Annotated in this window: 14 protein-coding genes; all 14 read left to right on the top strand. The window is 69.8% G+C overall.

Annotated elements, in window-relative coordinates:
- Positions 1-11 precede the first annotated feature (11 nt).
- The 14 genes from ACGFJ7_RS03245 (at position 12) to atpD (ending at position 12,177) form a co-directional block, all read left to right on the top strand.
- Positions 12-776 (top strand): NAD-dependent epimerase/dehydratase family protein, encoded by a 765-nt coding sequence (locus ACGFJ7_RS03245; protein ID WP_360242567.1) that lies wholly within the window; start codon positions 12-14, stop codon positions 774-776.
- Positions 777-809: 33 nt separating this feature from the next.
- Positions 810-1,814 (top strand): Gfo/Idh/MocA family oxidoreductase, encoded by a 1,005-nt coding sequence (locus tag ACGFJ7_RS03240; RefSeq protein WP_360242564.1) that lies wholly within the window; start codon positions 810-812, stop codon positions 1,812-1,814.
- The gene (locus ACGFJ7_RS03235; RefSeq protein WP_360242561.1) at positions 1,811-3,055 is read left to right on the top strand and encodes a macrolide family glycosyltransferase; all 1,245 of its coding nucleotides are present in this window, start codon (positions 1,811-1,813) and stop codon (positions 3,053-3,055) included. The genes ACGFJ7_RS03240 and ACGFJ7_RS03235 overlap by 4 nt, the downstream gene beginning before the upstream one ends.
- Positions 3,052-3,888, top strand: a complete 837-nt coding sequence (locus ACGFJ7_RS03230; protein WP_360242558.1) for a metallophosphoesterase — start codon at positions 3,052-3,054, stop codon at positions 3,886-3,888. Before ACGFJ7_RS03235 ends, ACGFJ7_RS03230 begins: the two co-directional genes overlap by 4 nt.
- Positions 3,885-4,544, top strand: coding sequence for a 4'-phosphopantetheinyl transferase (locus ACGFJ7_RS03225; RefSeq protein WP_392640574.1), 660 nt, complete (start codon positions 3,885-3,887; stop codon positions 4,542-4,544). The genes ACGFJ7_RS03230 and ACGFJ7_RS03225 overlap by 4 nt, the downstream gene beginning before the upstream one ends.
- Before the next feature lie 32 nt (positions 4,545-4,576).
- Positions 4,577-5,098, top strand: a complete 522-nt coding sequence (locus tag ACGFJ7_RS03220) for a hypothetical protein (protein WP_392640571.1) — start codon at positions 4,577-4,579, stop codon at positions 5,096-5,098.
- Positions 5,099-5,313: 215 nt separating this feature from the next.
- Positions 5,314-5,574, top strand: a complete 261-nt coding sequence (locus ACGFJ7_RS03215) for a hypothetical protein (RefSeq protein ID WP_360242552.1) — start codon at positions 5,314-5,316, stop codon at positions 5,572-5,574.
- Positions 5,571-6,359, top strand: a complete 789-nt coding sequence (atpB, locus tag ACGFJ7_RS03210) for a F0F1 ATP synthase subunit A (protein WP_360242549.1) — start codon at positions 5,571-5,573, stop codon at positions 6,357-6,359. Before ACGFJ7_RS03215 ends, atpB begins: the two co-directional genes overlap by 4 nt.
- 70 nt (positions 6,360-6,429) lie before the next feature.
- Positions 6,430-6,657, top strand: coding sequence for an ATP synthase F0 subunit C (locus ACGFJ7_RS03205; protein WP_360242546.1), 228 nt, complete (start codon positions 6,430-6,432; stop codon positions 6,655-6,657).
- A gap of 30 nt (positions 6,658-6,687) precedes the next feature.
- Entirely contained in the window at positions 6,688-7,242 is a 555-nt protein-coding gene (locus tag ACGFJ7_RS03200; RefSeq protein ID WP_360242543.1) for a F0F1 ATP synthase subunit B, read from the top strand.
- Positions 7,242-8,063 (top strand): F0F1 ATP synthase subunit delta, encoded by an 822-nt coding sequence (locus ACGFJ7_RS03195; protein WP_360242540.1) that lies wholly within the window; start codon positions 7,242-7,244, stop codon positions 8,061-8,063. Before ACGFJ7_RS03200 ends, ACGFJ7_RS03195 begins: the two co-directional genes overlap by 1 nt.
- A 90-nt stretch (positions 8,064-8,153) precedes the next feature.
- The gene (atpA, locus tag ACGFJ7_RS03190) at positions 8,154-9,803 is read left to right on the top strand and encodes a F0F1 ATP synthase subunit alpha (RefSeq protein ID WP_360242537.1); all 1,650 of its coding nucleotides are present in this window, start codon (positions 8,154-8,156) and stop codon (positions 9,801-9,803) included.
- A gap of 2 nt (positions 9,804-9,805) precedes the next feature.
- Positions 9,806-10,735, top strand: coding sequence for a F0F1 ATP synthase subunit gamma (locus ACGFJ7_RS03185; RefSeq protein ID WP_360242534.1), 930 nt, complete (start codon positions 9,806-9,808; stop codon positions 10,733-10,735).
- Positions 10,735-12,177 carry a F0F1 ATP synthase subunit beta gene (atpD, locus tag ACGFJ7_RS03180; protein WP_360242531.1) on the top strand — a complete coding sequence of 481 codons (1,443 nt, stop codon included), beginning with the start codon at positions 10,735-10,737 and terminating at the stop codon, positions 12,175-12,177. Before ACGFJ7_RS03185 ends, atpD begins: the two co-directional genes overlap by 1 nt.
- The last annotated feature ends 188 nt before the right edge of the window (positions 12,178-12,365 follow it).

The raw sequence follows: 12,365 nt of genomic DNA, 5'->3' as shown, positions 1-12,365 counted from the left end.
TCGGAGATGCCATGCAGATCGTGGGACGCGGCTTCCTCGCACATCACCTGGCGCCGCTGGCCGACTCGCATCCCCGGGTCGTGGCCGTCGCGGCCGGCGTCTCGACCACCGTGGTCGACCAGACGGCGGAGTTCGACCGCGAGGCCGCGCTCCTCTACGACGTGCTGCACCACTGCCGGGCGACCGGCTCGACGATCGTCTTCTTCTCCACCGCGTCGGCCGCGATGTACGGGGCCGACGCCTCGCCGGGCACGGAGAACGGACCGGTCTTCCCCACCTCGCCGTACGGCCGGCACAAGCTCGCCCTCGAGGGCGTCGTGCAGAACTCCGGCGTCGACTGGCTGGTGTTCCGGCTCAGCCACCTGGTCGGCGACGCGCAGCGCCCGCATCAGCTGCTGCCGTTGCTGGTCGCGGGAGTCCTCGCCGGCACGGTGTCGGTGCACCGGGGCGGTCACCGCGACCTCGTGGACGTGCGGCACATGGTGGTGGCGCTCGACCGGTTGCTGCGCGAGGGCGTGCGCAACCGCACCGTCAACATCGCCTCGGGGATACCGCAGCCCGTCGAGACCATCGTCGCCGGCATCGAGCGCCGTCTCGGGCGTACGGCCGAGCGGCGGGTCATCGACGTGCCGGTGACCCGGACCCTGGTCTCCACCGCCTTGCTGCGCTCGCTCGTGCCGGAGGCCGCGGAGTTCGGCTTCGGACCCGGCTACCTGGACGCGCTCCTGGACAACTACGTCGGTCCGCTCGCCGCCGTCGCGGCCGGCCACCACTGAGGCGATCTGGCCTCGGCCGGAGGGAAACGAGACATGATCGCTAGGGACGACGCACGGCGGGTCCGGGTCGGTGTGCTCGGGTGCGCCGACATCGCCTGGCGCCGCACGCTGCCGGCCATGCTCGCGGTCCCGGAGATCGAGCTGACCGCGATGGCGAGCCGCAGTGCCGCGAAGGCCGCCCGGTTCGCCGCGCGCTTCGGCGGCGAGCCGGTCGAGGGCTACGAACGCGTGCTCGCCGATCCCGGCGTCGACGCGGTCTACCTGCCGCTGCCGGTCCACCTGCACTCGGCCTGGACGGAGCGCGCCCTGCGGGCCGGCAAGCACGTCCTGGTCGAGAAGCCCCTCGCCGCCAGCGCCGCGGACGCCCGCAAGGTGCTCGCGCTGGCCCGCGACCGCGGTCTCGTGCTCTACGAGAACTTCATGTTCCTGCACCATTCGCAGCACGCCGCCGTACGCCGGCTGGTGAGCGAGGGCGCCATCGGCGAGCTGCGCAACTTCGACAGCGCCTTCACCATCCCGCCGCGGCCGCCGGGCGACATCCGCTACGAGCCCGGGCTCGGCGGGGGCGCGCTGCTCGACATCGGCCTTTATCCGATCCGGGCCGCGATGATGCTCATCGGCGAGCTGGACGTGGTCGGCGCCGTGCTCTGCCGCGACCCGGACCGCGGGGCCGTGCTGTCGGGCAGCGTGCTGGCCTGCGGCCCGGGCGGCGTGGCGGTCAGCGCCGTCTTCGGCATGGAGCACTCCTACCGCACCAGCTACGCCCTGTCCGGCAGCACCGGGCGGCTGAGCACCGAGCGGGTCTTCACCCCGCCCGACGGCCACCAGCCGGTGCTCCGGATCGAGCGGCAGGACCACCGCGAGGAGATCGTGCTGCCGGCCGACGCCCAGTTCGTCAACGTGCTGCGGCGCTTCGCCGCGGCGGTGCTGCACGGCGAGGACATCCGCGCCGCGCAGGACGAGGCCGTGATGCAGGCGGATGTCGTCGAGCAGATCACCGCCGTCGCCCGAACCGTCTACCGCAAGATCTCAGCGTGATTGGAGCGGCCGTGTCGCACATCGCCTTCCTCAGCATCCCCAGCCACGGGCACATCATCCCGACCCTCGACGTGGTGCGGGAGCTGGTGCGCCGCGGGCACCGGGTCACGTACGTCACCACGGAGGAGTTCGCCGGCACGGTCGCGGCGGCGGGGGCCGAGCCGGTCCGGTACGCCTCGACCGCCGCCCGCTACCAGGAGGCCTCGACCTACCAGCGGGAGGAGGTCATGGGCATCCTCATGATGTCGCTGGAGGAGGGCACCGGTGCGCTCGACGCCCTGGAGCCGGTGCTCCGCGCCGACCGGCCCGATCTGCTGGTCTACGACCTCACCCTCTACACCGCCGGCCGCGCGGCGAGCCGCAAGCACGGCATCCCGGCGGTGCAGACCTTCCCGATCTTCGCCTCCAACGAGCGGTTCAGCCTCGCCCACCGCGTCTTCCAGCGGGCGGGCGGCGCCGTCGGCGTGCTCAACGGCGGCGACTCCGGCGGTCTGGAGTTCCTCACCGCCCTCCGGGACTGGCTCGAGCGCTACCTCCCCGGCGGCGGGGCGTCCGCGTTCGAGGTGCTGACCACCGTCGAACCTCTCAACCTCGTCTTCCTGCCGCGCGAGTTCCAGATCGAGCAGCAGCTGTTCGACGAGCGGTTCCAGTTCGTCGGCCCGTGCCAGGACCTCGAACCGGGCGGGCAGTGGCAGCCGCCGGGCGACGGGCGGCCGGTCGTGCTCGCCTCGCTCGGCACCACGTACGGCAGCGCGAAGTTCTTCCGGATGTGCGCGGAAGCCTTCGCCGGCCTGCCGCTGCACATGGTGATGACGACGGGCGACAAGTTCGACGTGGCCGAGTTGGGCCCGCTGCCGTCGAACATCGAGGCCCGGCCGTGGGTGCCGCACCTGGATGTGCTCGCGCACGCCGGTGTCCTGGTCACCCAGGGCGGGATGAGCAGCACGATGCAGGCCCTCGCGCTGGGCGTGCCGCTGGTGGTGGTGCCGCACGGTGGGGAGAACGCGGTCAACGCCGACCGGCTGGCGGAACTGGGCTGCGGCACGCTGCTGCCCCCGGAGGAGCTGACCGCCGCCGCCCTGCGCCGGGCCGTGACCGAGACGCTCGCGGACGAGGGCATGCGCGAGGCGGCCGTCCGGATGAGCCGGCACGTGGCGGCCGCCGGTGGCGCGCCCCGGGCCGCCGAGGTGCTCGAGGCCCGGATCGCCGAGGCGGTCGCGGCCGGCCGGGCGGCGGCGTGAGCGCCCTGTTCGCGGTCAGCGACCTGCATGTCGGGTACGCCGAGAACCGCGCGGTGGCCGAGCGGCTGCGCCCGGCGTCGGACGGCGACTGGCTGATCGTCGCCGGTGACGTCGCCGAGATGTTCGCCGACGTCGAGGCCGTGCTGACCACCCTGAGCCGCCGTTTCGCCAAGGTGATCTGGGCACCCGGCAACCACGAGTTGTGGACGCCGAGGGAGGATCCGGTGCAGCTGCGGGGCGTGGCCCGGTATGAGCGTCTCGTCGAGATGTGCCGCGGCATCGGGGTGCTGACCCCGGAGGATCCGTACGCGATCTGGCGCGGCGGGCCTGAGCCGGTCGTGGTCGCGCCGCTCTTCCTTCTGTACGACTACTCGTTCCGTACGCCCACCGCGCCCACCCGGGCACTGGCGCTGGAGCAGGCGTACGAGGCCGGTGTGGTCTGCACCGACGAGTTCCTGCTGCACCCCGACCCGTTCCCGAGCCGCCAGGAGTGGTGCCGCTCGCGGGTGGCCTGGACCGAGCGGCGCCTCGCCGCCCTCGACCCCGCGCTGCCGACCGTGCTGGTCAACCACTATCCGCTGGTGCGGGAGCCGACCCGGGTGCTGCGGTACCCCGAGTTCGCCCAGTGGTGCGGCACCGACCGCACGGCCGACTGGCACGTCCGCTTCCGCGCGGCCGTGGCGGTCTACGGCCACCTGCACATCCCGCGCACCACCTGGTACGACGGGGTGCGGTTCGAGGAGGTCTCGCTCGGCTATCCGCGCGAGTGGCGGCACCGCGGCCCGGCGCCCCAGCCGATGCGCGACGTCCTGCCGGCCGGGGTCCGGGTGTGATCGCCGGCATCCTGCCTCGCGGCGTGGCCGTCGTGGAGGCTTACGACGACTCGGTGCCGGCCCCGCTGTTCCCTGCCGAGGAGGAGTTGGTCCGCGACGCGGTGGCGAAGAGGCGCAGCGAGTTCTCGACCGCGCGGCGCTGCGCCCGGGAGGCCCTGGCCGCGCTGGGCTACCCGCCCCGGCCGATCCTGACCGGTGAGCGAGGAGCGCCCGCCTGGCCGGCGGGTGTGGTCGGCAGCATCACGCACTGTGCCGGTTACCGCACGGCGGTGGTGGCCCCGGCCGCCGATTTCCGGGCGATCGGGGTGGACGCGGAGCCGAACGAGGCGCTGCCTGAGGGGGTGCTGGAGGCGATCGCCCTGCCCGAGGAGCTCGACGCGGTGGCCGCGCTGCGGGCGGCGCGGCCGGGCACGCACTGGGACCGGCTGCTCTTCTGTGCCAAGGAGGCGGTCTACAAGGCGTGGTTCCCGCTGACCCTCCGCTGGCTGGGCTTCGAGGAGGCGGAGGTGCGGATGGACCCGTCGAGGGGCCGGTTCGAGGCGCTGTTGCGGGTCGGCGCCGAGTCGGGCGGGCGGCCACTCACCGGCTTCAGCGGCCGGTTCGTGACGGCCGGTACGCTGATGGCAACCGCCATCGCCGTTCCCGCGCGGTCCTGACGCGCCCCGTCCCGCTTCATGAAGGTCTCACCTTGCCGTTGCCATCCGAGCCCACCGGCCCGCGTTCCGCCTCCCACGGCGACCGCCAGGACCCGGACGACCTCTACGAGCCGTACGTGCCCGTCGAGGATGACGACGACGGCAGGCCGCTGCCGAAGCTGCCCCCGCTGCCCGCGGACCCGCGCTGGAAGCTGGAGCACCTGCCGTTCCTGTCGGCGGTGTCGGTTGCCCTCCTGCTGTGCGCCGCGTCGGTGGGCTTCCTGACCGGCGGCGCGCCGGCGGCGCTCGGCGCCGCTCTCGGTGTGCTGATCGTGACGGTCAGCTACACCGTCTCGACCGTGGTGCTGGCCTGGTCCGACACGGTGCGGCCGGAGTTGATGATGCCTCTCGGCTTGTTGACATATGTCGTGAAATACGTCTTGTTCGGCGTTATTCTGGCGTTCGGAGTATCCGCTGAATGGCCGGGCCGCACCGCCGTCGCGCTGGGCATCGTCGCCGGAGTCGTGGTCTGGACCTCGGTCCAAGCCTGGTGGCTCACCCGCCGACGCGCCTGATGTGATCTGTCACATGCCCGTAACCCCTGTTCAGCAGGGAGTGCGGAATGTATCGAACCCGATCCGGTGACGCGCTTGCTCGCGTTGTGTTGGGTTCTTGTTCGGCTGGAGTACCGTGTTCTTCCAGTTGCGAGACCCCTGACGCCTGGACAACTGCGGTTGTGCGGGGGGTCCCGCTTAGCCTCGTGTTACCTGCTGATATCGTTCGGGCCGTCATGACCGGCCAAGAACCACCCCACAAAGACCCTCGCGACGACGACGGGAAGAGCCCGCTGCCGAACGCCGGCGCGGGCATGACGGCCCTGAGTTATCTGATCGCGGGCATTCTCGTTTGGGGCGGTATCGGCTGGCTTGTCGACTACTTCGTCGGAACCAAGGGCATCTTCGCCGGCATAGGCGCCGTCCTCGGTGTCGGCGGTGCGGTGTACCTCATTGCGCGCCAGGCGATGGCGCCTAACAGGAAAGGGCCAAGGTGATCGATCAGTCGACGGTCCTCGCGGCAGAGTTCCCGCCGAGTGTCGAGGACTTCTACCTGCCCAGCATCCTGCCGTGGGGTGCGGAGGACAACTACTGGTTCACCAAGATCACTCTGCTGGTCTGGGTCGCCGTCGCGGCCATCATCATCTTCTTCCTGGTGTCGTACCGGAAGCCGAAGCTGGTGCCGACCAAGAAGCAGTGGATCGCCGAGAGCATCTACGGCTTCGTGCGCAACAACATCGCCGTTGACATGATCGGCCCGCAGGGTGTGCGCTTCGCGCCGTACCTGACGACGCTGTTCCTGTTCATTCTGGTGAACAACTTCTGGGGGATCGTGCCGCTGGTGCAGATCCCGCCGATGTCGCACATCGCCTTCCCGGCCTTCCTCGCCGTGATCAGTTACGTGCTGTTCATCTGGGTGGGTGTCAAGCACCACGGCATCAAATACTTCAAGCTCGCCGTCGTGCCGACCGCGCCGGGATTCATCCTGCCGCTGCTGGTGCCCATCGAGATCTTCTCGAACTTCCTCGTGCGGCCGTTCGCTCTCGCCGTCCGTCTCTTCGCGAACATGTTCGCCGGGCACATCCTCCTGCTGGTGTTCACCCTGGCCGGCTTCGCGATGTTCAGCGCGAACCCCTGGCTGGCGCCCGTCTCGGTCCTGTCCTGGCTGCTCACCGTCGCGCTCACGTTCCTCGAGTTCGTCGTGATCTGCCTGCAGGCCTACGTCTTCACCGTGCTGACCGCGAGCTACCTGCAGGGCTCCCTGGCCGCCGACGAGCACTGAGTACCACCGATCGCCACATCCCGTTGTCGTCCCGCGTGACAGTCACGCGAGATACCAGGAGGAATCAGTAATGGACGTTTTTGCCGCCGTTGAGGGCAGCACCGCCGCCATCGGCTACGGCCTGGCCGCCATCGGCCCCGGCATCGGTATCGGCCTGGTCTTCTCGGCCTACATCCAGGCGACGGCGCGTCAGCCCGAGTCGTCCCGCCTGACCCTGCCGTTCGTCTGGATCGGCTTCGCCGTCATCGAGGCGCTCGCCCTGCTGGGTATCGCATTCGGCTTCGTCTGGGCCGGCTGATAGTCCTTTCCGCCTCGTTGGGAGGTCTCCATGCTCACCTACCTAGCCGCTGAGGCCGCGGAGACGGAACACAACCCGATCATTCCTGTTTGGCAGGAGATCGTGATCGGGTCGATCGCCTTCGCCATCCTCTGCTTCGTGCTGATGAAGTTCGTCTTCCCCCAGATGGAGAAGACCTTCAAGGCGCGAGTCGACGCCATCGAGGGTGGCATCAAGCGTGCCGAGGCCGCCCAGGCCGAGGCCAACCAGCTGCTCGAGCAGTACCGCGCGCAGCTCGCCGAGGCTCGCACCGAGGCCGCGCGCATCCGCGACGAGGCCCGGGCCGACGCCGAGGGCATTCGTCAGGACGTGCTGGCCAAGGCTCGCGAGGAGTCGGACCGCATCATCGCGGCCGGCAACGAGCAGCTGGCGGCTCAGCGCGAGAGCATCGTGCGCGAGCTCCGCTCCGAGGTGGGCACGCTCGCCGTCGACCTGGCCGGCAAGATCGTGGGCGAGGCTCTCGCCGACGAGGCGCGCAGCCGCGGCACGGTCGAGCGGTTCATCGACGAGCTCGGCGCGGCCGGCTCGGCGGGCGGGCGGCGCTGATGGCGTCGACCGTCAGCCAGCAGGCCTACGCCGAGGCGGCCGCCAAGCTCACCGGCAGCACCGGCACGGCCACGGCCGCGCAGGTTGCCACCGTCGCCGACGAGATCCTGTCGGTGGCCGGCATCCTGCGGGCCCAGCCCGCCCTGCGCCGGGCGCTGACCGACCCGTCGCGCTCCGGTGCGGACCGGGGCGAGCTGCTGCGCTCGCTGCTGTCCGGCAAGGTCTCGCAGGTCACCGTCGACGTTCTGGCCTCGCTCGTGTCCGGCCGGTTCTCCCGGCCGGCCGAACTGCTCGACGTCGTCGAGCGCCTCGGCGCCGAGGCCGTGCTGTCCGGCGCTCAGAAGGCCGACACCCTGGCCGAGGTCGAGGACGAGCTGTTCCGCTTCGGGCAGATCGTCTCGGGCAACCCCGAGCTGGCCATCACGCTCAGTGACCCCGGCGCTCCGACCGAGCGCCGGGTTAAGCTGGTGGAGGACTTGCTGAAGGGCAAGGCCCAGCCGGCCACGGTAAGGCTCGTCGAGGTGGCGCTCGAGGGCTTCGGGGGCCGTAGCTTCGAGGGATCGCTGACCAGGCTGGTCGAGCTGACCGCCGCGAAGCGCGATCGCGAGGTCGCGTACGTGACGGTCGCCAAGCCGCTCACCGACGCCGACGAGCAGGCGCTGGCTGCCAAGTTGTCCGACATCTACGGCCGGCCGGTCTCGCTGAAGGTCGACGTCGATCCTTCGATCATCGGCGGCGTCAGCGTCAAGGTCGGCTCCGACCTCTACGACGGCACGATCCTGCGGCGGCTCAACGCCGCGAAGCAGGCGTTCTCCAAGTAACTTTTCCCTCGGCCCGCGCGGTTTTCCGCGCGGGGCTGAGCAGGCCCCTCGGTGGCGGCGACGTCCCGAGCTAGACAGAGAAGGCAGAGGATGGCCGAGCTGACCATCTCCTCGGACGAGATCCGGGGGGCGCTAGAGCGCTACGTCTCGTCCTACACGCCCGAGGTCTCCCGCGAGGAGGTCGGCATCGTCTCCGATGCGGGCGACGGCATCGCGCACGTCGAGGGCCTGCCCTCGACGATGGCGAACGAACTGCTCGAGTTCGCCGACGGCACGCTGGGTGTCGCGCAGAACCTCGACGTCCGCGAGATCGGCGTCGTGATCCTGGGCGACTACACCGGCATCGAGGAGGGGCAGCAGGTCAAGCGGACCGGCCGCGTCCTCTCGGTCCCGGTCGGCGACGCCTTCCTCGGTCGCGTGGTCGACCCGCTGGGCCGGCCGATCGACGACCGCGGCGAGATCGTCAGCGAGGGCGAGCGCGAGCTCGAGCTCCAGGCGCCCAACGTCATGGCCCGGCAGCCGGTGAAGCAGCCGCTGCAGACCGGCATCAAGGCGATCGACGCCATGACGCCGATCGGCCGCGGCCAGCGCCAGCTGATCATCGGTGACCGCAAGACCGGCAAGACCACTGTCGCGATCGACACGATCATCAACCAGCGCGCGAACTGGGAGTCCGGCGACCCGGACAAGCAGGTCCGCTGCATCTACGTCGCGATCGGCCAGAAGGCCACCACCATCGCGTCGATCCGGGGCACCCTCGAGGAGCAGGGCGCGCTGGAGTACACGACGATCGTCGCGGCTCCGGCCTCCGACCCGGCCGGCTTCAAGTACATCGCCCCGTACACCGGCTCGGCCATCGGCCAGCACTGGATGTACAACGGCAAGCACGTCCTGATCGTCTTCGACGACCTGACCAAGCAGGCCGAGGCCTACCGCGCCGTGTCGCTGCTGCTGCGCCGCCCGCCGGGCCGCGAGGCGTACCCGGGCGACGTCTTCTACCTGCACTCCCGCCTGCTCGAGCGCTGCGCCAAGCTCTCGAACGAGCTGGGTGGCGGCTCGATGACCGGCCTGCCGATCATCGAGACCAAGGCCAACGACATCTCGGCCTACATCCCGACCAACGTCATCTCGATCACCGACGGCCAGATCTTCCTGGAGACCGACCTGTTCGCCTCGGGTGTCCGCCCGGCGATCAACGTCGGTACCTCGGTGTCCCGGGTGGGTGGCTCGGCGCAGGTCAAGGCGATGCGCTCGGTCTCCGGCCGCCTGCGTCTCGACCTGGCCCAGTTCCGTGAGCTGGAGGCCTTCTCGGCCTTCGCCTCCGACCTGGACAAGGCGTCGCGGGCCCAGCTCGAGAAGGGCGTCCGCCTGGTCGAGCTGCTCAAGCAGCCGCAGTACTCGCCGTACTCGGTGGTCGACGAGGTCATCGTGATCTGGGCCGGCACCACCGGCCAGCTCGACGACATCGACGTCAGCGACGTGCGCCGCTTCGAGCAGGACTTCCTCGGCTGGATCAAGCGGCACCGCAGCGACACCTACACCGCCATCGACTCGACCGGCCTGCTGTCGGACGACGACGTGGAGAACCTGAAGAGCGGCGTGACCGAGTTCAAGGAGCTCTTCAAGCGCGGCGAGACCGGTTCCGCGGTCAACGAGAACCCGGCCGAGCCGCTGGAAGAGGGCCGCCAGACGCGCGAGACGGTGACCCGCGAGGTCAGCCGTCCGGCCGAAGGCCAGTAGTCATGGCCGGTCAGGTACAGGCCCTCCGGCGGCGCATCCGCACCGTCCGGTCGACCAAGAAGATCGCGAAGGCGCAGGAGCTGGTGGCCACCAGCCGCATCGCCAAGGCGCAGGAGCGGGTCGCCGCCTCCAAGCCGTACGCGGAGGCGATCACCCAGGTCCTGACCGCCCTGGCGTCCAACGCGACGATCGACAACCCCCTGCTGGTCCCGCGTGAGCGGGTCCGGCGGGCGGGTGTCCTGCTCATCACCAGCGACCGCGGCCTGGCCGGCGCCTACAACGCCAACGCCATCCGTACCGCCGAGCAGCTGATCTCCCGCCTCAAGGCGGACGGCAAGGACGCGGTGCTGTACGTCGTCGGCCGCAAGGGCGTCGGCTACTACCGGTTCCGCAACCGGCCGATCGAGACCAGCTGGACGGGCTTCTCCGAGCGGCCGTCGTTCTCCGACGCCAAGGCCATCGGTGACGCCCTGCTGGAGGCGTTCGTCGCCGGCGCGGACGACTCCGACGCCACGTACGGCCCGGACGGCATCCAGGGCGTCGACGAGCTGCACATCGTCAGCACGCAGTTCAAGTCGCTGATGACGCAGTCCGCCGAGGCGCACTTCCTGGCCCCGATGCAGGTCGAGGAGCGCGAGGTCGAGCCCGGGCTGCGCCCGGCCTACGAGTTCGAGCCGGACGCCGACGAGCTGCTCGACGCGCTGCTGCCGAAGTACCTCAACACGCGGATCTACGCGGCGTTGCTGTCCTCGGCGGCCAGCGAGTCGGCTTCGCGCCGGCGGGCGATGAAGAGCGCGTCGGACAACGCGGACGACCTGCTCAAGCGGTACACGCGCGAGATGAACTCCGCGCGGCAGGCCGCGATCACCCAGGAAATCAGTGAGATCGTTGGCGGCGTCGAGGCGCTGTCCTCGGCAGGAAGTGATACGTGATGACTGCTGTAGCTGAGCCCACCAAGGCGGAGACCGGTGTCGGCCGCGTCGTCCGGGTCATCGGCCCGGTCGTCGACGCCGAGTTCCCCCGTGACGCCATGCCCGACATCTTCAACGCGCTGCACGTGCAGGTGACCCTCTCCGAGGGCACCAAGACGCTGACGCTCGAGGTCGCCCAGCACCTGGGTGACAACATCGTCCGCGCCATCTCGATGCAGCCGACCGACGGCCTGATCCGCGGCGCCGAGGTCAAGGACACCGGCGCGCCGATCTCGGTGCCCGTCGGTGACGTGACCAAGGGCCACGTGTTCAACGCCCTCGGCGAGGTGCTCAACGCCGACCCGGCGACCCTGGACATCCAGGAGCGCTGGTCGATCCACCGCAAGCCCCCGGCGTTCGCGGACCTCGAGCCGAAGACCGAGATGCTGGAGACCGGCATCAAGGTGCTCGACCTGCTCGCGCCGTACGTGCGTGGTGGCAAGATCGGCCTGTTCGGCGGCGCCGGCGTGGGCAAGACGGTGCTCATCCAGGAGATGATCATCCGCGTTGCCCGTAACTTCGGTGGTACGTCGGTGTTCGCCGGCGTGGGTGAGCGCACCCGCGAGGGCAACGACCTCATCCTGGAGATGGAGGAGGGTGGCGTTCTCGACAAGACCGCCCTCGTCTTCGGCCAGATGGACGAGCCGCCGGGCACCCGTCTGCGGGTGGCGCTGAGCGCGCTGACCATGGCGGAGTACTTCCGGGACGTCCAGAACCAGGAGGTGCTGCTCTTCATCGACAACATCTTCCGGTTCACCCAGGCCGGTTCCGAGGTGTCGACGCTGCTCGGCCGTATGCCGTCCGCCGTGGGTTACCAGCCCACGCTGGCCGACGAGATGGGCGAGCTCCAGGAGCGGATCACGTCGGTCCGGGGCAAGGCGATCACCTCGCTGCAGGCGATCTACGTGCCCGCCGACGACTACACCGACCCGGCGCCGGCCACCACGTTCGCCCACCTGGACGCGACCACGAACCTCGAGCGGTCGATCTCCGACAAGGGCATCTACCCGGCCGTGGACCCGCTGGCCTCCAGCTCGCGGATCCTGGCGCCCGAGTTCGTCGGCGCCGAGCACTACGCGGTCGCCCGCGAGGTGCAGCGCATCCTGCAGAAGTACAAGGACCTGCAGGACATCATCGCCATTCTCGGTATGGACGAGCTCTCCGAGGAGGACAAGGTCACGGTGCAGCGGGCTCGCCGCATCGAGCGCTTCCTCTCGCAGAACACGTACGCGGCCGAGCAGTTCACCGGCGTTCCCGGCTCGACGGTCCCGCTCAAGGAGACCATCGAGGCGTTCAAGAAGATCAGCGAGGGTGAGTACGACAACTACCCCGAGCAGGCCTTCTTCATGTGCGGTGGTCTCGAGGACCTCGAGAAGAACGCGCACGAGCTGATGAAGGGCTGAGCTGGCTCAGCGACTGTGGAGCCGCGCCGACCTTATGGTGGGCGCGGCTTCGCCGTACCTAGGGAAGCTTTTGTCTGATTTGCGGCTTCTGCGAGTCTCAGATCTGCTGGCTCTTTCTGGGTACTCTTGTCGTTCGTCAGGCGGCCGAGATCGACAACCGTTGGGGGAGACCTGTGGCCAGAAAAAGG

This window comes from Actinoplanes sp. NPDC048988, from assembly GCF_043197815.1.
In the GTDB taxonomy this organism is placed as follows: domain Bacteria; phylum Actinomycetota; class Actinomycetes; order Mycobacteriales; family Micromonosporaceae; genus Actinoplanes.
Note: the sequence above shows the minus strand (reverse complement) of the source record. Positions and strands in the feature narration are given on the sequence as shown.

Coding starts and splice junctions, on each gene's coding strand:
- ACGFJ7_RS03195 (WP_360242540.1), top strand. CDS start 7,242: ATGGCGTCGACCGTCAGCCAGCAGGCCTACGCCGAGGCGGCCGCCAAG.
- atpA (WP_360242537.1), top strand. CDS start 8,154: ATGGCCGAGCTGACCATCTCCTCGGACGAGATCCGGGGGGCGCTAGAG.
- atpD (WP_360242531.1), top strand. CDS start 10,735: ATGACTGCTGTAGCTGAGCCCACCAAGGCGGAGACCGGTGTCGGCCGC.
- ACGFJ7_RS03240 (WP_360242564.1), top strand. CDS start 810: ATGATCGCTAGGGACGACGCACGGCGGGTCCGGGTCGGTGTGCTCGGG.
- ACGFJ7_RS03185 (WP_360242534.1), top strand. CDS start 9,806: ATGGCCGGTCAGGTACAGGCCCTCCGGCGGCGCATCCGCACCGTCCGG.
- ACGFJ7_RS03215 (WP_360242552.1), top strand. CDS start 5,314: ATGACCGGCCAAGAACCACCCCACAAAGACCCTCGCGACGACGACGGG.
- ACGFJ7_RS03205 (WP_360242546.1), top strand. CDS start 6,430: ATGGACGTTTTTGCCGCCGTTGAGGGCAGCACCGCCGCCATCGGCTAC.
- ACGFJ7_RS03200 (WP_360242543.1), top strand. CDS start 6,688: ATGCTCACCTACCTAGCCGCTGAGGCCGCGGAGACGGAACACAACCCG.
- ACGFJ7_RS03245 (WP_360242567.1), top strand. CDS start 12: ATGCAGATCGTGGGACGCGGCTTCCTCGCACATCACCTGGCGCCGCTG.